Source organism: Flavonifractor sp. An112, assembly GCF_002161085.1.
Lineage (GTDB): Bacteria > Bacillota > Clostridia > Oscillospirales > Oscillospiraceae > Flavonifractor > Flavonifractor avicola.
Map to the genome: position 1 here is coordinate 223,011 of NZ_NFLU01000002.1, position 20,785 is coordinate 243,795.

18 protein-coding genes are annotated in these 20,785 nt (G+C 61.1%); all 18 read right to left on the reverse strand.

The genetic code is table 11. The features are described from left to right. Position 1: 1 nt before the first annotated feature. Positions 2 to 364, reverse strand: a complete 363-nt coding sequence (rsfS, locus tag B5E56_RS02620) for a ribosome silencing factor (protein ID WP_087266931.1) — start codon at positions 362 to 364, stop codon at positions 2 to 4. Positions 365 to 376: 12 nt separating this feature from the next. Continuing rightward, positions 377 to 1,903 carry an LCP family protein gene (locus B5E56_RS02625; protein ID WP_087266935.1) on the reverse strand — a complete coding sequence of 509 codons (1,527 nt, stop codon included), beginning with the start codon at positions 1,901 to 1,903 and terminating at the stop codon, positions 377 to 379. A gap of 1 nt (position 1,904) precedes the next feature. Beyond that, positions 1,905 to 3,113 carry a bis(5'-nucleosyl)-tetraphosphatase (symmetrical) YqeK gene (gene yqeK, locus B5E56_RS02630; protein ID WP_087388368.1) on the reverse strand — a complete coding sequence of 403 codons (1,209 nt, stop codon included), beginning with the start codon at positions 3,111 to 3,113 and terminating at the stop codon, positions 1,905 to 1,907. A 19-nt stretch (positions 3,114 to 3,132) separates the two neighbouring features. Further along, complete coding sequence (gene yhbY, locus B5E56_RS02635) at positions 3,133 to 3,456, reverse strand: ribosome assembly RNA-binding protein YhbY (RefSeq protein ID WP_087266943.1); 324 nt, start codon at positions 3,454 to 3,456, stop codon at positions 3,133 to 3,135. After that, positions 3,440 to 4,039 (reverse strand): XTP/dITP diphosphatase, encoded by a 600-nt coding sequence (locus B5E56_RS02640; protein ID WP_087187679.1) that lies wholly within the window; start codon positions 4,037 to 4,039, stop codon positions 3,440 to 3,442. Before B5E56_RS02640 ends, yhbY begins: the two co-directional genes overlap by 17 nt. 3 nt (positions 4,040 to 4,042) lie before the next feature. Continuing rightward, on the reverse strand, positions 4,043 to 4,744 hold the full coding sequence (gene rph / locus B5E56_RS02645) for a ribonuclease PH (protein ID WP_087388371.1): 702 nt from the start codon (positions 4,742 to 4,744) through the stop codon (positions 4,043 to 4,045). Between the two features lie 14 nt (positions 4,745 to 4,758). After that, positions 4,759 to 5,658 carry a signal recognition particle-docking protein FtsY gene (gene ftsY, locus B5E56_RS02650; RefSeq protein ID WP_087266948.1) on the reverse strand — a complete coding sequence of 300 codons (900 nt, stop codon included), beginning with the start codon at positions 5,656 to 5,658 and terminating at the stop codon, positions 4,759 to 4,761. A 41-nt stretch (positions 5,659 to 5,699) separates the two neighbouring features. Then, positions 5,700 to 9,269 carry a chromosome segregation protein SMC gene (gene smc, locus B5E56_RS02655; protein WP_087388373.1) on the reverse strand — a complete coding sequence of 1,190 codons (3,570 nt, stop codon included), beginning with the start codon at positions 9,267 to 9,269 and terminating at the stop codon, positions 5,700 to 5,702. Between the two features lie 348 nt (positions 9,270 to 9,617). Beyond that, positions 9,618 to 10,289, reverse strand: coding sequence for a ribonuclease III (gene rnc, locus B5E56_RS02660; protein ID WP_087189305.1), 672 nt, complete (start codon positions 10,287 to 10,289; stop codon positions 9,618 to 9,620). Positions 10,290 to 10,353: 64 nt separating this feature from the next. Continuing rightward, positions 10,354 to 10,587, reverse strand: a complete 234-nt coding sequence (locus B5E56_RS02665) for an acyl carrier protein (RefSeq protein ID WP_087189306.1) — start codon at positions 10,585 to 10,587, stop codon at positions 10,354 to 10,356. A gap of 94 nt (positions 10,588 to 10,681) precedes the next feature. Continuing rightward, complete coding sequence (plsX, locus tag B5E56_RS02670) at positions 10,682 to 11,719, reverse strand: phosphate acyltransferase PlsX (protein WP_087189307.1); 1,038 nt, start codon at positions 11,717 to 11,719, stop codon at positions 10,682 to 10,684. A 273-nt stretch (positions 11,720 to 11,992) separates the two neighbouring features. Continuing rightward, positions 11,993 to 13,297 (reverse strand): methylenetetrahydrofolate--tRNA-(uracil(54)-C(5))-methyltransferase (FADH(2)-oxidizing) TrmFO, encoded by a 1,305-nt coding sequence (gene trmFO, locus B5E56_RS02675; protein WP_087388375.1) that lies wholly within the window; start codon positions 13,295 to 13,297, stop codon positions 11,993 to 11,995. Between the two features lie 21 nt (positions 13,298 to 13,318). Further along, positions 13,319 to 13,936 carry a flavodoxin family protein gene (locus B5E56_RS02680; RefSeq protein WP_087388377.1) on the reverse strand — a complete coding sequence of 206 codons (618 nt, stop codon included), beginning with the start codon at positions 13,934 to 13,936 and terminating at the stop codon, positions 13,319 to 13,321. A 26-nt stretch (positions 13,937 to 13,962) separates the two neighbouring features. Further along, positions 13,963 to 16,281 carry a type I DNA topoisomerase gene (gene topA, locus B5E56_RS02685; RefSeq protein ID WP_087388379.1) on the reverse strand — a complete coding sequence of 773 codons (2,319 nt, stop codon included), beginning with the start codon at positions 16,279 to 16,281 and terminating at the stop codon, positions 13,963 to 13,965. Between the two features lie 15 nt (positions 16,282 to 16,296). Continuing rightward, on the reverse strand, positions 16,297 to 17,520 hold the full coding sequence (dprA, locus tag B5E56_RS02690; protein WP_087388381.1) for a DNA-processing protein DprA: 1,224 nt from the start codon (positions 17,518 to 17,520) through the stop codon (positions 16,297 to 16,299). A 24-nt stretch (positions 17,521 to 17,544) separates the two neighbouring features. Then, positions 17,545 to 18,315, reverse strand: coding sequence for a TrmH family RNA methyltransferase (locus B5E56_RS02695; protein ID WP_242958743.1), 771 nt, complete (start codon positions 18,313 to 18,315; stop codon positions 17,545 to 17,547). Position 18,316: 1 nt separating this feature from the next. Beyond that, positions 18,317 to 18,970 (reverse strand): potassium channel family protein, encoded by a 654-nt coding sequence (locus B5E56_RS02700; RefSeq protein ID WP_087189312.1) that lies wholly within the window; start codon positions 18,968 to 18,970, stop codon positions 18,317 to 18,319. 28 nt (positions 18,971 to 18,998) lie between these two features. After that, complete coding sequence (locus tag B5E56_RS02705) at positions 18,999 to 20,381, reverse strand: TrkH family potassium uptake protein (RefSeq protein ID WP_087388383.1); 1,383 nt, start codon at positions 20,379 to 20,381, stop codon at positions 18,999 to 19,001. Between the last annotated feature and the right edge of the window lie 404 nt (positions 20,382 to 20,785).

Genomic DNA, 20,785 nt, shown 5'->3' on the forward strand with positions numbered 1-20,785 from the left:
TTTAGTTTTCGGTGAGCACACCGGACAGGTCCACAGGGGTGGCGTCGCTCCACAGGCGCTCCAGATCGTAGAACTCTCTGGCCTCCTCATTGAAGATGTGGACTACCACGGAGGAGAAGTCCAGCAGGATCCAGATGCCGCCCCGGTGGCCCTCCACATGATGGGGGGGCTCGCCAGCGTCCTTCAGCTCCTTCTCACAGACGTCGGCCAGGGCCTTGATCTGGGTGGTGGAGGTGGCGGAGCACAGCACGAAATAGTCGGCCAGCGTGGTCAGATGACCGGTCTCCAGCACCTTAATATCCAGGCCCTTCTTACTGTCCAGCGCTTTGGCGGCCAGCAGGGCAATTTCCTTAGGTGTTAACATAAAATCTCTCCTTTACTCCACAGGCTCCATGCCCGGACCAATCTCCGGTGTCGATTCAGGAGCGGGTGTGGCTGCCGGCGTAGGGGCCGGAGTTGGGGTAGGCGCCGGGGTCGCAGAGGGCTGCGCACTGGCCGTGGGACTGGGTGTGGAAGCCGGGGTCGCGGAGGGCTGCGCACTGGCCGCCGGACTGTTACTGGGCCTGGGCGTGGAAGTCACTTCCGGCTTGGGCGTGCTGCTGGGCTTGGTCGTTGTGTTGGAGCTACCCGAGCCGCTGGAACTGTTCGAACTGGAAGAACCGGACGAACTGCTGGAGCTGCCGCCCTGAGGCTTAGCCGCATAGGTGTCCTCCACATGGCCGCTGGTGGAGGACAGAGACCCGTCGTCATTGACGCTCATCAGATCCAGCTGATCCAACCGGATGTCCTCCAGATAGGGGTTGAAATAGGTGTTGATCATTTCCAGGGTCTGATCCTGGATGGGGGTCACATAGGACTGCTTGTTGCCCACCGTCCGGCTATAGACGTAGACGCCCTCGCAGGGCAGGGTCATGAAGTTGACATTCTCCATGCTCAATCCGCCCAGAATGGCCTCCTGGGCAAACCAGGCCAGGTTATTCACGGTAAGAGTGCCGCGGGTATCCACATTATTGAAGAAGATCTGAGCCAGGGCGGGGATCTTATCCACAGTCAAGTTGTTCAGACAGGTCTCAATGACCGCCTTCAGGAAATCCTGCTGGGTCTGGATACGGCCCAGATCGCCGGAGGGGTAACCGCCGTAGACAATCAGTTTGCCGTTTTCAATCTTGTTGTTTTTCCGCCAGCGCAGCAGCTGCATGGCCTCGTCGCCGTCGATCTCCTGGTAGCCGGCCTCCAGGTGGATGTAGAGGTCCTGGGTACCATCATCATAATTCATGTCGTATGGTACATCAAACCACACGGGCCCGATAGCATCCACCAGCTCACCCACAGCCTCCCATTCCACCACCATGGTGAAGTCGGGCTGGAAGCCGATGAGGTAGGAGATCTCCTCCTTCAGGTAATCGATGCCATCCCTGTCGTAGTTGGAAGCCCAGTTGTAGACGGAATTGATCTTCTTCACGTCCCAGGGCACATTGACCATAGTATCACGGGGAATATTCAGCACATTGAGCTGCTGGTTGGGAATGTCGTAGGACATGACCATAATGGTGTCGGTGTTGCCGCCGCCGCCGGTATCCCGTCCCACCACCAGGAAGGTGTAGAACTCCTCCTTCCGGTCGCCGGACAGTTTCGGTCCCGTCATCTCCATTCCGGCAGATTCCTCCGCATCGGGGGGCGCTACATTGGGAATCTCCGGCTTGACCACCAGCAGCTTATAGGCCACAAACAGGATCACGATCAGGGCTGCGATCACCGTAAAGATGATAAACAAGATGCGCAGGATCTTTTCCCTGGGCGTGCGCTGGGGCTTTGGTTTTTTCTGCTTGGGGGCTTTGGGCGGCTTTTGCTCTTTCGCGAGCCGGGCGCCGCCGCGGCTGTTCTTTTTCTCTTCCGGGTTCATCTCAAGGTTCCTTTCTGCTGGATTTGCTCCTCAGCCAATCCCTGGCCTGCAGCGTGTTGCTGTGGACCGGCAGGCCCCGGTCCTTCATCTCCTGAATACTCATCTCGCAACCCAGCAGCACTGCCTGGTCCAGATCCTCATAAGCCAGCTTCCGCAGCTTCTCCACGCCCGGGAAGTCCCGGTTGGGTTCCATGTAGTCGGCGATGTACAGGATCTTCTCCAGCAGCGTCATATCCGCTTTGCCGGTGGTGTGCCAGAAAATCGCATTGTAAATATCGTCACTCACTCCATACACATCCCGGGCCACACACGCCCCGGTTTTGGAATGGAGCAGCTTAACAGCACGCTGTTCCAAATCATCCAGTACGATACCATATTTATGGCATAATTGCAACTGTTCGTCCATCTCCAGATATTTTGTAATATCATGGAGGATACCTGCCCGGCGGGCCTTTTCCTCGTCGGCGCCCCAGCGGCGGGCCAGACGCACCGCCTCCTCTTCCGTGCCCCTGATGTGGGCAATTCGCTTGGCCCGGATCATGGAGCAGGCGCAGGCCCGCAGTTCCCGGTCCGGCAGATACTTCAGGTCAAAATGGACCCCGTACAGGCCGTGGCGGATGATATATCCATATACCGCCGGAGACAGATACTCCTGTCCCTCTCCCCGGGCCAGCAGCTCCCGCAGCTGGGTGGAGGATACATCTACAATATGGGGCAGCTGGAGCACACAGGTCTTGGCCCCGAAGGTCTTTTGCAGATACTCTGCCTGGATGTTCAAAGCCTCGCCGCTGTCGCTCTGGGTACGGGCAAAGGTACATATTCCCGCCAGTCGGGTGATCCGTTGGGGCTCCCACCAGTTTTGCAGGGTAAGAAACATATCGGTACCCATCATCAGCCACAGCTCCGCGTCGGGATACTGGGCGTGGATCTGCTCCAGCGTATCCGCAGTGTAGCTTTTCCCGGGTCGGGAGAGCTCCAGGGCATTGACCCCGATCCGATCGGGCAGCAGCAGACTGTCCGCCGCCAGCTCCACCATAGCCAGCCGCTCCCGGGGTCCGGGACTGTCCTCAGGCAGTTCCTTGTGGGGCGGCAGCGCCGCCGGGACAAACTGCAAACGGTCCAGCTCCAGAACGTCCATCGCCGCCTGAGCCGAGGTCAGATGCCCCAAATGGGGCGGATTGAAGGTCCCGCCATAAATGCCCAGCTTCATGACCATGCCCCCTCGTTTATTATGCTTTCCGCTTTTTATCCGATACCAGAACGATCTTGTCTTTCTTATCCTTTTTGTGGGTTGGACGATACAGAACAAATTTTGTTCCGATCACCTGCACCACGTCACTGCGGGTGGCCGCGGCCAGCTCCTCCGCCGCCTCCCGGCTGGTGAGCATACAGTTCTCCAGGACCTTGCCCTTGATGAGCTCCCGGGCCTCCAGGGCATCGTCGGCCTGTTTCACCAGGTTGTCCCCGATGCCATCCTTGCCTACATGGAGGATGGTGTCGATGTTGTTTGCCAGGCCCCGCAGCTGGGCCCGCTGTTTACTGGTCAGTTCCATTCAGATAGTTCTCCAATTCTGTTTTAAATTTGTTCAGCGCATTTCCCCGATGGGAAATGGCGTTCTTCTCCTCGGCAGTCAGTTCCGCAAAGGTCTTTTTCAGTCCGGGGATAAAGAACACAGGGTCGTAGCCGAAGCCGCCCTCACCCCTGGGGGCGTAAGCAATGGTGCCGGGGCACTCTCCTCTGGCCTCCACCTTGTCCCCGTTGGGGAAGCAACAGCAGATGCAGGAGACAAATTTGCCCCGCCGGTCCAGCTGGCCCCGCAGGTTCTCCAGCAGCAGCTTGTACCGGCCCACGTCGTCCAGCTCGGGACCGCCGTAGCGGGCGGAGTACACGCCGGGGGCGCCGTTGAGGGCGTCCACACACAGGCCGGAGTCGTCGGCAATGGCGGGCAGACCGGAGGCCTCACATACCGCATGGGCCTTCAGATAGGCATTCTCCTCAAAGGTAGTGCCCGTCTCCTCCACGTCCACATCCACGCCCACTTCGGACTCCAGCACCACGTCCACCCCCAGCTGGGAGAGGATGGCCTTCATTTCCACCAGCTTGTGGGCGTTCTTGCTGGCCAATACCATTTTCATGTCTCAGCCCTCCAGTACGTTTTTCTGGATGGTCTGGAGCTGGGCGATGCCCTTGGCACATAGGTCCACCAGAGCCCGCTGCTCCTCCACGGTAAAGGCCCGGCCCTCGCCGGTGCCCTGGATCTCCACCAGCTTGCCGTCCCCGGTCATGATACAGTTCAGGTCCACCTGAGCGGAGGAATCCTCCTCATAGCATAGGTCCAGCAGCAGCTGATCGTCCACAATGCCGGCAGACACCGCCGCCACCTGATCCACCAGAGCATCGGCAACCCCTACCTTCTTCAGGGCCAGGGCCAGGGCCACATAGCCGCCGGTAACGCTGGCAGTACGAGTGCCGCCGTCTCCCTGGAGCACATCGCAGTCAATAGTTACGGTGCGCTCACCCAGCTTTTTCATATCCACGCAGGCCCGGAGGGAGCGGCCTACCAGCCGCTGGATCTCCGCGGAGCGGGGGGACAGCTTCAGCTTGGATACGTCCCGCTTGGAGCGCTCCCGGTTGGCCCGGGGCAGCATGGAGTATTCGGCGGTGACCCAGCCCTCCCCCTCGGGAACGTGGGGCGGGGTGCGCTCCTCCACGCTGGCGCAGCACAGCACCTGAGTGTTGCCGCAGCGGATGAGGCAGGAACCCTCAGCAAATTTGTTGAAGTTAGGAATGATCTCTACAGGCCGCAGCTGGTCCGCCGCCCGTCCGTCAATTCTGGCCATTGTTATAACCTCCATTAAATCAGCGCTTCCACAAAGGCCTCCGCTTCAAAGGGCATAAGGTCGTCGATACCCTCGCCCACGCCGATATACTTCACCGGCACCTGGAGCTCCTGGGCGATGGCAATGACGATGCCGCCCTTGGCGGAGCCGTCCAGCTTGGTGAGGACGATGCCGGTAATGCCGGCGGCCTCCTTGAACTGCTTGGCCTGGATCAGGCCGTTCTGACCGGTGGTGGCGTCCAGCACCAGCAGGGTCTCCCGGTCGCAGCCGGGCAGCTCCCGGTCCACCACCCGGGAGATCTTGTTCAGCTCATTCATCAGGTTCTGCTTGTTGTGCAGCCGCCCGGCGGTATCGATGAGGATCACATCGGTACCTCTGGCCTTGGCGGCGGTGAGGGCGTCAAACACCACGGCGGCGGGATCAGCCCCCTCGTGCTGGCGGACGATCTCCACGCCGGAGCGCTGGCTCCAGATCTCCAGCTGATCTGCGGCGGCAGCCCGGAAGGTATCCGCGGCAGCCATCAGCACCCGCTTGCCCTCCCCCTTCATCTTGGCGGACAGCTTGCCGATGGTGGTGGTCTTACCCACGCCGTTCACACCGATGAACAGAGCCACCGAGGGGGTGGTGGTAAGGTGGAGCTCCGGCTCACCCACCTGAAGCATCTCGGTGAGCACCCGCCGCAGGCAGGCTCGGGCGGAATCCATGTCCTTGATCTTCTCCTCCTTCACCCGGCGGCGCAGGGTCTCCACCGCCTTCAGGGTGGTGTCCACGCCCATGTCGCCCAGGATCAGGGTTTCCTCCAGCTCGTCGTAGAAGTCGTCGTTGAGCTCACCGGCAAACAGCTGGTCGATGGAGTGGCCGATGTTCTCCTTGGTGCGGGTCAAACCCGCCTTAATCTTCGCAAAAAAGCCCATATTGATTTTGGTTCCTTTCGGTTGTTGATAAAGCTGCCGACTTACTTGATATGCAGCTCTTTTTCCACATCATTGAGATTGATAGTCAACATCCGGCTGACGCCCTGCTCCTGCATGGTGACGCCGTAGAGCACATCCGCTTCCTCCATGGTACCGCGGCGGTGGGTGATGACGATAAACTGGGTCTTGTCCGCCATCTGGCGCATATAGTGAGCAAAGCGCACCACGTTGGCATCGTCCAGAGCGGCCTCGATCTCATCCATCACCACGAAGGGGGTGGGCCGCACTTTCAGAATGGCAAAGTAGAGGGCAATGGCCACGAAAGCCTTCTCGCCGCCTGACAGCAGGGAGAGCACCTTCAATGCCTTGCCCGGAGGCTGCACCCTGATTTCAATGCCGCAGTTCAGGATATCCTCCGGGTCCTCCAGTTCCAGGGTGGCTTTACCTCCTCCGAAGAGCTCAGTAAAGGTCTGCTGGAAGGACTCATTGAGGATGGAAAACTGCTTGGCAAAGATGGCTCGCATCTCCTCGGTAATGTCGGCGATGATGCTCTCCAGCTCTTTCTTGGACTTCTGCACGTCGTCCCTCTGGTCGGTGAGGTAGGTATAGCGCTCATTGATGCGCTGAAACTCGTCGATGGCGTCCAGGTTGATGTTGCCCAAAGCAGAGATGGATTTTTTCAGCTCGCCCACCCGGCGCTGGGCCTTGGGGACGCTCTCCAGCTCCACCCGCTGGGCCATGGCCGCCTGGTGGGACAGTTCGTAGGTCTCCCACAGCTTGTCCAGCAGGTTCTTCTCCTCCATGGCAGCGGCAGCCTTCTTTTGCTCCAGCACCGACACCTCCCGCTCCAGATTGAGCAGGGCGCTGTTCTTGTCCCGGGCGTCCTTGTCCGCCTGGTTGCGCTGGGCCTCCAGGGCCAGCTTCTCGTCGTTGATGCGGCTGATGGCGGCCTGACGATCCTGGTTCTCCTGCCGGATGGTCTGGAGCTGCCGCTCCTTTTCCGCAATCTCCCGCTCCAGGCCGGCGTTCTTCTCCTGGAACTGGGAGAGCATCTTTTCCCGCTCGGCCTTGTCGCCGGTCAGATCCCGGCGCAGTTCCTCCAGTTCGGTCATGGACTTCCGGGCGGCCTGGTCTTCCGCCTCCAGGGCGGCCAGGCGCATATTCAGTTCGGCAATGGCCTCCCCCAGAGCCGTGGCCTTCTCCTGGGCTTCGCTCTGGCCTCTGGCCTTGCCCTCTGCCTCGGCCCGCAGGGCGGCGGCAGCCCCCTCCAGGGACTCTACCCGGGCACGAGCGGCACGGGTGTCCGCCTCGATCTGGGCGGAACGGGCCTGGAGCTGTTCCAGCTCATTCTTCTGGTCGGCCCGCTGCTTCTTCAGATCGGCCAGCTGGGTATCCAGATGGCCCAGGCGCTCCTCCAGCTTGAGGATGTCGTCCTCATGGCGGCGCTGCTGGGATTGGGCAGTCTCCATCTCGTAGGCAGCAGCGGTGGCCTCCCGCTTAGCCTCCTCCATGGCGTGGGCCGCGTCGGCCAGCTGCTGGGCCACGCCGGTGCGCTGCTGAGCCAGCCGCTCCAACTCGTTGGCCCGGCTCAGGATGCCCGCGCTGCGGGACGCCGAGCCGCCGGTCATGGAGCCGCCGGGGTTGAGCACCTGGCCGTCCAGGGTAACAATTTTGAAGCGATAGTTGTATTTCCGGGCCATAGCGATGGCCTTGTCCATATCCTCGGCCACCACGGTGCGGCCCAGCAGGTTGGAAAAGATCTTCTCATACCGGGGGTCAAACTGGATGAGTTCGTTGCCCAGGCCCACAAAGCCGGGCTCCCTGCGCACGCCCTGATCCCGGAAGTCGGAAGGCCGCATGGAGGTCAGGGGCAGGAAGGTGCTCCGACCGCCGTCCCGGCGTTTCAGGTACTGGATGGCGGCTTTGCCGTCCTCCTCCCGCTCCACCACGATATGCTGCATAGCGCCCCCCAGGGCGATCTCGATGGCCACGGTGCAGGCGTCGGGCACGTGGATGAGCCCGGCCACCGGGCCATGGATCCCCCGGAGCTGGCCCTTCTTGGCCTCCCCCATCACCAGCTTTACCGCTTTGGAGTAGCCTTCATACATCTTTTCCATCTCGGAGAGCATATGGATGCGGGAGTTCAGGGCGTTGTCCTCCATCTGGAGTTTGACGTGGCGCTCCTCCGCCTCCCTGGCCTTCCGCTGCCGGGTCTCCAGCCGCAGGGCGTAACCGCTGATGATGTTCTGTAAGCTGTCCTTGTCCTCTCTGGCCTGGTCCAACTCCTGAGCGGCCTGACGGCGGGTCTCCTCCGCCTCCTGGAGTCGATCCTCACCGGCGGCCAGCTCCTGACGCATGGCCTCGTCCCGGTCCAGCACCTCCTGGGCGGCGGCGGCCAGGGCGGAGATGAGGGCCTTTGCGTCGGCGGCGGAGGCGTTCTCCACCGCCTCCTTCCGGCGCAGATCCTCCAGCTCCTGGGCAATGGCCCCGGCAGAGCGGCTGGCGGAGGCAGCCTCATTCTGGCGGTCTGTCAACTGCTGACGCAGTCCGGCAGTCTGGCCTTCCAGCTCCTCCAACCGGGTCTTACGCTCCCCGATCTGAGCGGCGATGGAGTCGGCCCGGCCCTCCTGCTGTTCCAGCTCCCGCTGGATGCGGTCCCGGTTCTCCAGGTTGTTCTGAATATTGGTCTTGAGAACGGCGATGGCATTTTCCAGGCTGTTGGCATCGGCCTCCCGCTGCATCATCTGGAAGCGGACGCCTTCGGTCTCCACGTCCTTGTCCCGCATCTGAGCGGAGAATGCCTCAGCGGCGGCGTACAGATCCTCCACCTGCTGCTGGACCTCCCCTTTCTGGCGGAGGGCATTCTCGTAGTCGGACAGGGTCTTGCGGGACCCGGAGCGAATTTTCTCCAGCTGGTCCAGCCACAGGGAAATCTCCAGCCCACGCAGCTCGTCCCGCAGGATGAGGAACTTCCTGGCCTTCTCGCTCTGCTGGCGGAGGGGCTCCACCTGGAGCTCCAGCTCATCGATCTTGTCGGTGATGCGCACCAGATTCTCCTGGGTGCGCTCCAGCTTGCGCTCGGCCTCCTCCTTCCGGTGGCGGAACCTGGAGATACCGGCGGCCTCCTCAAAAATCTCCCGGCGGTCGCCGCTCTTCACCGACAGGATCTCGTCGATACGGCCCTGACCGATGATGGAATAGCCCTCCCGGCCCAGGCCGGTGTCCATGAACAGCTCGTTCACGTCCTTCAGGCGGACGGAACGGCGGTTGATGTAGTATTCACTCTCGCCGGAGCGGTAGTACCGGCGGGTGACCATGACCTCGCTCTCCTCCAGCGGGAAGATATGGTCGGTATTATCCAGCAGCAGGGACACCTCGGCAAAGCCCTGCTGCTTGCGCAGGGCGGTACCGCCGAAGATCACATCCTCCATCTTACCGCCCCGGAGGGCCTTGGTGGACTGCTCCCCCATGACCCAGCGGATGGCGTCGGAGATATTCGATTTTCCGCTGCCGTTGGGACCAACGATAGCGGTGATGTCCTCCCCGAAGGAGAGGACCGTTTTATCCGGGAATGATTTGAATCCCTGGATCTCCAGCGCTTTTAAATACAAGGCGGCACCTCGCAACACATATACTTCTGAATAAAGTATTATATCAAGGAATGAAGGCTATTGCAAATCCTTTTGCCCCCGAAACACATAAAACAGGACTGCGGATGATCCGCAGTCCTGTTTCTTTCCAGTTGATGCCCTCAGCCCTTCAGCTTCTCAATGGCAGCTTTGGCGGTATTCTGCTCCGCCCCCAAACCGCACGGCGGTTTGGGAACCCCATTTCATTCTATCTGTCCGGGTGAAGTGAATTCACCCGGCATCAAGGTTTTGCCTCCGGCAAAACGCTTGGCGCCGCAGAGCGGCGGCTCGCTTACGCTCGCAAAAGAGGCGGAGCACTCTGGCAATCACTCAACCCTTCAGTTTCTCGATGGCGGCCTTGGCGGCATTCTGCTCCGCCTCTTTTTTGCTGCGGCCCTTGCCCTGTCCGATGGGGGTGCCGTTCAGGTCCACCTCCACCGAGAAGATCTTGGCGTGGTCGGGGCCCTCGGCGCCGATGAGCTGATAGCCCAGCACCTGGCCGCTCTCCCGCTGGACCAGTTCCTGCAGGGCGGTCTTGTAGTCCCGGCTGGCGCTCTTCTCCTCTTCCCGGTCCAGGATAAACTTCTGGATGATCTTGCGGGCGGAGCCGATGCCGCCGTCCAGGTAGACAGCGGCGATCACCGCCTCCACCGCATCAGCCACGATGGAGGGCCGCTCCCGGCCGCCGCCGGCGTCCTCACCCTTGCCCAGTTTCAGGTAGGCTCCCAGGTTCAGCTGCTGGGCCACCTCCACCAGGCTGCCCTCGCACACCAGGGCCGCCCGGGTGCGGGTCAGATCCCCCTCGGGCAGATCGGGATGGGTGCGGAACAGGTAGTCCGCCGTCACCATACCCAGCACGGAGTCTCCCAGAAACTCCAGCCGCTCATTGCTCTGGCACCCTCTCGCCTTGTTCTCGTTGGCGTAGGAGCTGTGGGTCAGAGCATTTTCCAACAGGGCCCGCTGGTTGAAGCGGTAACCCAGCTTTTCTTCCAAGGCTTCCATGGCCGTCCCTCCCTTTCATGACAGGAGCCCCGCCGACGGCGGGGCTCCCCAGTCTGATTCTGTGTCAGTCTTCCAGTTTGGACTTCAGATAGCGGACCAGGTCGGCCACAGTGGCAACGCCGGACAGGTCGTCCTCGTCCATATTCTCCAGGCCGAACTCCTCTTCCACCGCCATGGTCAGTTCCACGATGTCCAGAGAGTCGGCACCCAGGTCCTCGAAGGAGGTGTCCATGGTGATGCTGTCAGCTTCCACACCAAACTGCTCGGACAGCAGACCGGCAATCTTCTCAAAAATCATGTTCATCTACTCCTGTCGCATCCGTCGTCCGACGGCGTCTTTGCTTTTGCACTATGATAATAGTGCAAGTTTCAATGACCTGTCAATAGGTAAGTCAAATTTTTTCCTCGCCACCGGGGGTCAGGCGCATATATTCGATGTTATCCACCAAATCGTCGATCATGCCGGAGGCGGCAAAATCCCGAGCCTGACGGATGGCGTTTTTGATGGCGTAGTCGTTAGAGGAGCCATGGGCCTTGATCACCGGCTTGGAAATACCGATAAGAGCGGTACCGCCCACCTCGCTGGAGTCCATCTTCTTTTTGAACTGCTTGAGCCCGCCGGACACCAGCACCGCAGCCAGTTTGGTGAGGAAGCTCTTCTTGAACATGGCCTTCAGCTCCTTGGCCATATACCCGGCGGTACCCTCCATGGTCTTGAGGAAGATGTTGCCCGAGTAGCCGTCGGACACGATGACGTCCACCTGGCCGAACACCGCCTCACGGGCCTCCACGTTGCCCACGAAGTGGATGCGTCCGGCCTTGTCTGCCTCGGTGAGCAGGGCGTGGGCTTCCCGCTGCAGATCGGTGCCCTTGGAGGGCTCGGCGCCGATGTTCAGCAGGCCCACCTTGGGCTCAGGCCGCTTAAGTACCCGTTCGGCATAGTAGGAACCCATGAAGGCAAACTGGAGCAGGTACTCCGGGGTACCCTCGGCAGTGGCGCCGCAGTCGATGAGCACCGCCCCGCCGGCGCCAGTGGGCACCACAGGGGCCAGGGCGGCCCGGCGAATACCGCGCACCCGCTTGATCATCAGGGTGGCGGCGGAGAGCAGGGCGCCGGTGCTGCCGGCGGACACAAAGGCATCGCCGTCCCCGTTTTTCAACAGATTGAGGCCCACAGTGAGGGAGGAGTCCTTCTTCTCCCGGAAGGCGGTGGCGGGGTTGTCGCACATCTCCACCACCTGGCTGGCGTGGGCGATCTCCAGGCCGGGAGGCAGCTGATCGATACCGTCGTCCTTCAGGACCTTGAGGATATCCTCTCCCCGGCCCACCAGGATGACCTCCACCCCCAGCTCACGGACCGCAGCCAGTGCGCCCCGCACATTGGAAGCAGGCGCGTTGTCGCCCCCCATGGCGTCTACGATGATCTTCATATGGTTCTCCTCTTCTTTCTATGTTCTTCCGTTTTCAGACGGGTGGGGTCTCAGCCCTCTACATCCAGTCCCGCCAGCATTTCCAGAGCCCGCTTGGAGAGTTCGGCATTCTTGTTCCGCTTGTTCCCCACGGAAATCATATTTCCGTGGGGGCCCCGATCCTTAAATCTGCTCGGGCGAAGTGAATTCGCCCGGCATCAAGATTTTGCTTCGCAAAATACTTGGCGCCGCACGGCGGCGGGTCGCTTTCGCTCCCGGGTAAGCGGACGCGCCTTATTTTACATCCAGTCCCGCCAGCATTTCCAGAGCCCGCTTGGAGAGTTCGGCATTCTTGTTCCGCTTGCCCTTGACCTTATAGCCCAGGGGTGGGATGATGCCGAAATTCACGTTCATGGGTTGGAAATCGGTAACGCTCTCATTGCTGATATACAGGGCCAGGGCACCGGTAGCGGTCTCCTGAGGGAAATCCACCGGCGGCTTGCCGGTGAGCCGCCGGGCCAGCTCCACCGCCGCCAGGAAACCGGAAGCGGTGGACTCCACATAGCCCTCCACGCCGGTGATCTGGCCAGCAAAACAGATCCGGGGGTCCTTCTTCACCCGGTAGTACCGGTCCAGCAGCCGGGGAGAGTCCAGATAGGTATTGCGGTGCATGACGCCGTAGCGGACGAATTCCGCGTTTTTCAAAGCAGGGATCATGGAGAATACCCGCTTCTGCTCCGGCCACTTCAGATGGGTCTGGAAGCCCACCAGATTGTAGATGGTGCCGCCGGCGTTGTCCCGCCGCAGCTGCACCACGGCGAAGGGCTCCTTGCCGGTCTTGGGGTCCCGCAGGCCCCGGGGCTTCAGGGGCCCGTAGCACAGGGTCTGCTTCCCCCGGCGGGCCATGACCTCCACCGGCATACAGCCCTCAAACACGTTCTTGTCCTCAAAGCCGTGGACCTCCGCCTCCTGGGCGGCACACAGCTCAGTCCAGAATGCGTCGTACTCTTCCTCGGTCATGGGGCAGTTGATGTAGTCCGGGGTACCCTTGTCATAGCGGGAGGCAAAGAAGGCGCTGTCCATGTCTACGCTTTCAAAGGTGACCAGCGGGGCGGCGGCATCAAAGAAGTTGAGGTAGTGGCTCTCCGGGAAAAAATCCTTGATGGCATCTGCCAGCACGTCGGAGGTCAGGGGCCCGGAGGCCACAATCACGTTGCCCTCGGAGGGGATGGCAGTAACTTCCTCCTCCACCACAGTAATGAGAGGATGATTCCGGATCTTTTCGGTGATGGCCTGAGCAAAGCCGTGGCGGTCTACCGCCAGGGCGCCGCCGGCCTCCACCCGGTGCTCGTCGGCGCAGGAGAGGATGAGGGAGCCCATCCGCCGCAACTCCTCCTTCAGCAGGCCCACCGCGTTCTCCAGCTGGTCGGAGCGCAGGGAGTTGGAGCACACCAGCTCACCGAACCACTGGGTATGGTGGGCGGGGGTCATCTTGTGGGGCTTCATTTCCTTCAGGGTCACGGGGATGCCACGACGGGCCAGCTGCCACGCAGCCTCACACCCGGCCAGACCCGCGCCGATCACGAGTACAGGTTCCATAGGTTCCTCCTTGGAGTAAGGTCAGCGGATGAAGTTGGTCCGCTGGGCGGGTTCCCGCTGAGGCAGGCCGTACTGGGCCTTGCCCAGGGCAATGCTCTTGACCAGGAAAGCCATGTTCCGGGCCAGGGTACGCATGGTTTGCAGCCCCTCCGCATCCTGAGCGGCCTCGCCGGGCGCTCTGCCGTGGATGCTGTTCCAGTACTGGCTGGAGGCCACCGGCATCCCGCTGATGGTAAAGAATTTATTCAGCTCGTCAAAGGTGGACGACAGTCCGCCCCGGCGGGCGGCCACCACGCTGGCTCCCACCTTCATGGTCTTGTCAAAGGGGGTGGAATAAAACAGGCGGGTCAGAAAAGCCACCAGGGCGGCATTGGCCGAGGCGTAGTACACCGGGCTGCCTACCACCAGGCCGTCGCAGGCCTCAAACTTGGGGGCAACCTCATTGACCAGATCGTCAAATACGCACCGGCCCAGCTCGCTGCACCGGCCGCAGGCCACACAGCTGCGAATATCCCGATGCCCAATGTGGATCTGCTCCGTCTCAATGCCCTGGTCGGCAAATACCTTCTCCATCTCTCCCAGCGCCAGGGCGGTATTGCCGTTGGCCCGGGGGCTTCCGTTCAGCAGCAGGATCTTCATGGATTTTCCTTCCCTTTCTCCGCCGGTCAGGCCTCTTCTGTGGTCTTGGCGGCTTTTTGGGTGGTCGTCTTTTTCGTTGTGGTCTTTTTGGCGGCGGTGGCCTTTTTCGTGGTCGCCGCCTTCTTGGTGGTGGTCTTTTTGGCAGCCGTCTTCTTGGCAGGCTTCTTCTCCTCCTCGGGGGGAGCGCCCTCCGCCGGAGTCTCTGTGACGGCAGTGGTCTTTTTCTTATAGCCCCGCTGGTCCTCAGGCAGGAAGTTGGGGCACTCGGGGTTGATGCAGAAGGGCTTCTTGAAACCACGGCCCGACTTCTTGAACAGGGTATGGCCGCACTCGGGGCAGTTGTCCTTCACGGGTACATCCCAGGTCATAAAGTCACACCGGCGGGCCTCGTCCTTGTTGGAGTTATTCTCGCAGCCGTAGTAGGCATAGCCCCGCTTAGAGGTCTTTTTCAGGATCTTTCCGCCGCACTTGGGGCACTTGCCCGGCATTTCAATGACGATGGGCTGGGTGTGGTCGCACTCCGGCCAGCCGGGGCAGGCCAGGAACCGACCAAACCGGCCGGATTTGTACACCAGGTTGCGGCCGCACTTGGGACAGATCACGTCGGACACCTCGTCGGGCACCTTGATCCGCTCGCCGTCCAGGTCCTGCTCGGCCTGCTTCAATTCCTTCTCAAAGCCGCCGTAGAACTGGCTCAGCAGACTCTTCCAGTCCACCTTGCCAGTCTCCACCTCGTCCAGTTGCTCCTCCATGTTGGCGGTGAAGGCGGTATCCACAATGTCGGTGAATTTGTCCTTCATCAGGCCGGTCACCACCTCTCCCAAGGGGGTGGGCCGCAGGTTCTTGCCCTCTTTTACCACATACTCCCGGTCCAGAATGGTGGAGATGGTGGGGGCATAGGTGGAGGGGCGTCCGATGCCCTTCTCCTCCAGGGCCTTGATGAGGGTAGCCTCGGTGTAGCGGCTGGGGGGCTGGGTGAAGTGCTGATCGGGTTTCAGGCCCTTCAGCTCCAGGGGCTCCCCCTCCTTCAGGTCGGGCAGGGGGGACTGGAAAGCCTCGTCCTCCTCGTCCTTACCCTCCACGTACACAGCGGTATAGCCGGAGAACTTGAGAGAGGAGTGGGTGGCCCGGAAGGTATAGCCGGCGGACTCCACCTCGATGGACACGCTGTCATAGACGGCGGAGGCCATCTGGCAGGCCAGGAAGCGGCTCCAGATCAGCTTATAGAGCTTGTACTGCTCGGCGGTAAGGGACTTTTTGATGTCCTCCGGGGTGAGTGCCACGTTGGAGGGCCGGATGGCCTCGTGGGCATCCTGGGCCCCGGATTTGGTCTTGTACACCCGGGGCTTGCCGGGGTAGTACTGCTCGCCATAGCGGGACAGGATGAAGTCCCGGGCGGCGGCGGTAGCCTCGTCGGACAGGCGGAGGGAGTCGGTACGCATATAGGTGATGAGACCCACGGTACCCTCACCCTCAATGTCCACGCCTTCATAGAGCTGCTGGGCGATGGACATGGTGCGCCGGGGGGTCATGTTCAGCTTGCGGCTGGCCTCCTGCTGGAGGGTAGAGGTGATGAAGGGGGGTGCCGGATTGCGCTGCTTGTCCTGGCGCTTGACGCTCTTCACGGAGAAGGGGGAAGCCTGGACAGCCTGGGCCACTTCCTGAACGGCCTCCTCGCTGTTCAGCTCCATCTTCTTCTCTTTTCCGTAGAAACTGGCCTTGAACTGCCCCAGATTGGGGGAGATACGGGCCAGATCGGCCTCCAGGGACCAGTACTCCTGAGGCACGAAGGCCTTGATGTCGGCCTCACGCTCACACACCAGCCGGGTAGCCACCGACTGCACCCGTCCGGCGGACAGGCCCCGGCGGATCTTTTTCCACAGCAGGGGGGAGATCTGATAGCCCACAATACGGTCCAGCACCCGGCGGGCCTGCTGGGCATTGACCAGGTCCATGTCGATGGCCCGGGGGTGGGCGATGGAGTCGTTGACCACCTTTTTTGTGATCTCGTTAAAGGTCACCCGGTAGGTCTTGTCGTCGGGAATCCCCAGCATCTCCTTCAGATGCCAGGAGATGGCCTCTCCTTCCCGGTCAGGGTCGGTGGCCAGAAATACTTTATCGCTCTTCTTGGCGGCCTTGGTCAGGTCGTCGATGACCTCTTCCTTGCCCTTGATGGGCTGATAGTCCACCGTGAAGTCGTTGTCCACATCCACGCCCAGCTTGCTCTTGGGCAGGTCCCGGACATGGCCCATGGAGGCCTTCACCTGATAGCCGGGCCCCAGATATTTGCCAATGGTCTTGGCCTTCGCCGGGGACTCGACGATCACCAGATTCGATTTCGCCACAGTACGATACTCCTTTTATTCTTGTACCTCGAAACGGACGGCGGCGGCAAAGCGCCGGCCCGGTAATTCCTTCAGATAGCCCCCGGCCTGCAGCAGGGTGAGGGCGGTATTGACCCGCCGGGCAGGGATCTCCGTCTGCCCTACGATCTCGTCGGCAGTGAGGATCTCTTCCGACAGCAGGAAGAAAATCTCCCGCTGCTCCTCCCCCATCTGCTCCAGACCGCTGCGGGGGACCACAGGCAGCCCCTCCTCTTGGGCGGGCTTTGCGGGTTTAGGCTCAGGCTCCGGCGGCGGGGTGGGCATAACCTCCAGCCGCTCATCCGCCTCCTCGGCGGTCATAGGCTGGGGCCGGCACAGCTTGTGGGCATATCGCCCCTCATACTCACACAGGATATCCCCGGCGGTACGCACCAGCTTGGCCTCGCCCTGAGCGATGAGCCGGTTGGTCCCGGCGCTGGTGGCGGCATCCACCGGTCCGGGAACCGCAAATACATCCCGCCCCTGGTCCAGGGCGTCGTGGGCGGTAATAAGAGCGCCACTGCGCTCCCCCGCCTCCACAGCTACCACACCCAGACACAGTCCGCTTAAGATGCGGTTGCGCTGGGGAAAACGCCAGCCATCCGGCCGGGTACCCGGCGGATTCTCCGACAGGATGGCGCCCCGGGCGGCCACATCCTCATAGAGCCAGCTGTTGCAGGTGGGATAGACCACATCCACACCGCCGGCCAGCACCGAAACTACAGGTCCGCCGCCCTGGAGCGCGCCCTTCAGGGAGGCCGCGTCGATACCCTGAGCCAGACCGGACACCACCAGAGCGCCTGCCCGGGCCAGGCCCATAGCAATCCGCCCGGCGGTCCGTACACCGTAGGCGGAGCACTGGCGGGAGCCCACCATTGCAATGGCGACCTCTTCATCAAAGCGGAACAACCTCCCCTTGCCGTAGAGCACCAGGGGATAGTCGCTGAGCTGGAGCAGCCGCTCCGGGTAGGCTCCGTCCTGACAGCTGAGCAAAAACAGGCCCAGCCGGTCGCAGCTCTCCAGAATCCGATTGGTCTGGTCCAGAGATTTGTCACACAGGGAACGCCTGGCCTCCTGGGTCAGGTGCAGAGGCTCATAGGCCTCCCGGTCGGCAAAGTACACCCGCTCGGCGCCGCCGAAATAGTCCATCAGCTCCACCTGGTGCCGCTGGGGCAGGCCCCGCCGGGTAGAGAGCCAGAGCAGATATTGAATGCCCGCCACGGCGGCCCCTCCTCTCTCGTTGGCTCAGCGGTTCCGCCAGCCCTCCCACAGCACCACGGACGCCGCCACGGCGGCGTTGAGGGACTCGCAGCGGTCCCGCATGGGGATCTTCAAGGTCAGGGCACAGGCGTCCAGCACAGCCTGGGACACGCCTCTGCCCTCGCTTCCAATGACTACCGCGGCGCGGCTCAGATCAGCCGCGCGCAGATCGGCGGTATCCTCCCGCAGGGCGGTGGCATACAGCGGCAGCTCCGCCGTTTTCAAGAGGACGGTAAGTTCCTCCAGCCCAGTCTCCCACACCGGCAGACGGAAGCAGGCACCCATGGTGGAGCGCACCGTCTTGGGGGAGAATGGCTCGGCACAGCCGGGGAGCAGGAACACTCCCTCCGCGCCAAAGGCGTCGGCAGTGCGCCACACAGTACCCACGTTGCCCGGGTCCTGGACCCCGTCCAGCACCAGATAAAGTCCCGGGGTCAGTGTCTTTGGCGGGGTCAGGTCGGGGGTACGGCACACCGCCAGCATTCCCTGAGGCGTGTCCACCGTGGAAACCGACTTGAGCACGTCGGCTGGTACCTCTACCAGGCGCACACCCTCCGGCAACTCCCGGGGCGGCTCAATGCCTTCGGCCACCACCAGAGTTTCCACCACGGCATTCCAGCGCAGGGCCTCCTCCACCAGCTTATGTCCTTCACAGAGAAAGACTCCCTCCTGCCGGCGGGTTTTCTTGTCGTTTCCCAGCTTCCGCAGCCGGGCCACCAGAGGATTCTGGCGGCTGGTGATTCGTTCCATACCCATCTTACAGATCCTGCAGGCGGTTGACGTCCTCGGTGCGGCCCAGGGCCACCACCGTGTCTCCCGCCTCCATAATGGTGCTGGGACCGGGGGTCACATTGAAGGCCTCCTGGCCCTTTTTCCGTACCGCAATGATGTTGACCTTATAGCGGGCCCGTACATTCAGTTCCGCCAGATTTTTTCCCAGCCAGTCCCGGGGCACGGTGGTCTCCACAATACCAAAATCTTCGCTGAGCTCAATAAAATTGAGGACATTGGAGCTGGACAGGCCCTGGGCCAGCTTGACGCCCATCTCATGCTCGGGGAACACCACCCGGTCGGCGCCGATTTTCTCCAGCACTTTGCGGTGGACATGGCTCTGGGCTTTACAAATTACCTTACGCACGCCCAGTTCCTTCAGGTTCAGGGTGATGAGGGCGGAAGTACCCACATCCACGCCTACCGCCACCACGGCGCAGTCGTAGTTGCGTACGCCCAGGGCCCGGAGCACCGCCGGATCTCTGGCGTCGCCGGTAACGGCATGGGTGACCTTGTCGGCCACCTTCTGTACATTCTCCTCGGAGTCGTCCAGGGCCAGCACCTCGTGGCCCAGGGAGCTGAGCTCGGTGGCCACGGCGCTGCCAAACCGGCCCAGGCCGATGACAACGAAGGTTTTCATTCGGTTACACATCCTTCCAACCGGGTGGTTACCCGATCATCACATTCATTTCCGGATATTTGATCTTGGCCGTCCGGCCGCCGCGGGTGATAAAGGCAATGGAGAAGGAGAGCACACCCACCCGGCCCATATACATCAGCAGAATAATCAGAGACTGGGAAAACACACTCAGTCCCGGTGTGATACCAGTGGTCAGACCCACCGTACCCATGGCGGAGGCTACTTCAAAGGCACAGTCCAGATAGGGCAAATTTTCCACCGTAGAGATCGTCATAGACCCCACCAGGAACAAAAACAGCATCACCAGCGCCAGCGTCATGGCGTTGAGTACCCGGCGGTAGGGAATGGTGCGGCCTCGGAAGGTGACCTGCTCCCGTCCTGCCAGTCCGGACCGGAGGGCCAGCAGCAGCACCGCCACAGTAGCCGTTTTCAGGCCGCCGGCAGTGGAGCCGGAGGAGCCGCCAATCAGCATCAGGATAGAAGAAAATGCCTTGCTGGTATCGCTGAGTCCTCCCTGTCCGATGGCGTCAAAGCCGGCGGTACGCAGGGTAATGGACTGGAAGATGGAGTTCATGATCTTCTCCCACAGAGGCATATTCCCCAGGGTGGCGGGATTGGAGTATTCCTCCACCAGGAAGAACAGCGCGCCGCCGATAATCAGCACTCCGGTAACGATAAGCACCATTTTGCTGTACACCGAAAGTTTGTGCCAGCAGCGCTTTTCCAGGATATCCTCCCACACAAAAAAGCCCAGGCCGCCCACTACAATGAGGGCTCCGATGGTGCCCAGCACCAACGGATTGTTCTGCAATCCGGCCAGGCTGCTGAATGCACCGAATTTTCCGCCCAGCAAATCGAAGCCGGCGTTACAGAAGGCGGAGATGGAATGGAAGATCCCCCGCCAGATGCCGCCCAGGATACCAAAATGGGGGACCATGGCAATGCTCAGCAGCACCGCCCCTGTTCCCTCGATCAGGAAGGTACCCATCAGAGCGTGGCGCACCATCCGTACCACACCATCCAGATCGTTCAGGTTCAGAGTGGATACCATAATAAGCCGCTCAGACAAGCCGATGCGGCGGCGCAGGGCAAAGGACACCAGGGTAATCACCGTCATGAAGCCCAGGCCGCCCAACTGAATCATAAGGATAATCACCAGTTGGCCGAAGAAGGACCACTGGACCCAGGTATCCACTAGGATCAGGCCTGTGACGCAGGTGGACGAGGTGGCAGTGAACAACGCCGTAAAGAATCCGGCGCTCTGGCCGTCCCGGGATGCAATGGGCAGGGTGAGCAGCAAAGCACCCACCAAAATGATCACGGCAAAAGAGGCCGCCACGATCCGGGTAGCATTCAGGCTTCGGTTGCGGATAAACATATCCCGCAGCCAAAGAGCAAATCGTTTGATCACAGCTGGGCCCTCCCCCAAAAGTCGGCGCCCGCCGAACGGTCTGTTGGACGCAGAAAAGCATACCGAAGGAAGCTCATTCCTTCGGTATGCCCATTCTCTCTCCGACCGGAGCCCACCGATTTACCGGCTTCCAGGCTCCACCTGTTTGCAATAAAGCATACCTGATCCGCTGCACAGGGGTACATAGGTCGTTCCTCATCTTTCCATATTTTCCCGGGGAACACCCCCGTGGAATCATACAAAAGTAACTATAGCATACCCTCCAAAGATATTCAAGTCAACGATTATTATACCCCCACCCTGAATTTCCTACCTTATGTATAAAAAGCCGGCGGGTCCAACCTCCTCCCCTCCTGCACATTTAACAGATTTCGCCAGTTATCAGCCTGTTTGGCATTTCACAA

Bases quoted from the DNA above. Each gene is read 5' to 3' on its own strand.
- yhbY (WP_087266943.1), bottom strand. From the start codon at position 3,456: ATGGAACTGACCAGTAAACAGCGGGCCCAGCTGCGGGGCCTGGCAAAC.
- rph (WP_087388371.1), bottom strand. From the start codon at position 4,744: ATGGCCAGAATTGACGGACGGGCGGCGGACCAGCTGCGGCCTGTAGAG.
- B5E56_RS02625 (WP_087266935.1), bottom strand. From the start codon at position 1,903: ATGAACCCGGAAGAGAAAAAGAACAGCCGCGGCGGCGCCCGGCTCGCG.
- plsX (WP_087189307.1), bottom strand. From the start codon at position 11,719: ATGAAGATCATCGTAGACGCCATGGGGGGCGACAACGCGCCTGCTTCC.
- rnc (WP_087189305.1), bottom strand. From the start codon at position 10,289: ATGGAAGCCTTGGAAGAAAAGCTGGGTTACCGCTTCAACCAGCGGGCC.
- trmFO (WP_087388375.1), bottom strand. From the start codon at position 13,297: ATGGAACCTGTACTCGTGATCGGCGCGGGTCTGGCCGGGTGTGAGGCT.
- B5E56_RS02680 (WP_087388377.1), bottom strand. From the start codon at position 13,936: ATGAAGATCCTGCTGCTGAACGGAAGCCCCCGGGCCAACGGCAATACC.
- rsfS (WP_087266931.1), bottom strand. From the start codon at position 364: ATGTTAACACCTAAGGAAATTGCCCTGCTGGCCGCCAAAGCGCTGGAC.
- yqeK (WP_087388368.1), bottom strand. From the start codon at position 3,113: ATGAAGCTGGGCATTTATGGCGGGACCTTCAATCCGCCCCATTTGGGG.
- B5E56_RS02695 (WP_242958743.1), bottom strand. From the start codon at position 18,315: ATGGGTATGGAACGAATCACCAGCCGCCAGAATCCTCTGGTGGCCCGG.
- B5E56_RS02700 (WP_087189312.1), bottom strand. From the start codon at position 18,970: ATGAAAACCTTCGTTGTCATCGGCCTGGGCCGGTTTGGCAGCGCCGTG.
- B5E56_RS02640 (WP_087187679.1), bottom strand. From the start codon at position 4,039: ATGAAAATGGTATTGGCCAGCAAGAACGCCCACAAGCTGGTGGAAATG.
- ftsY (WP_087266948.1), bottom strand. From the start codon at position 5,658: ATGGGCTTTTTTGCGAAGATTAAGGCGGGTTTGACCCGCACCAAGGAG.
- B5E56_RS02665 (WP_087189306.1), bottom strand. From the start codon at position 10,587: ATGATTTTTGAGAAGATTGCCGGTCTGCTGTCCGAGCAGTTTGGTGTG.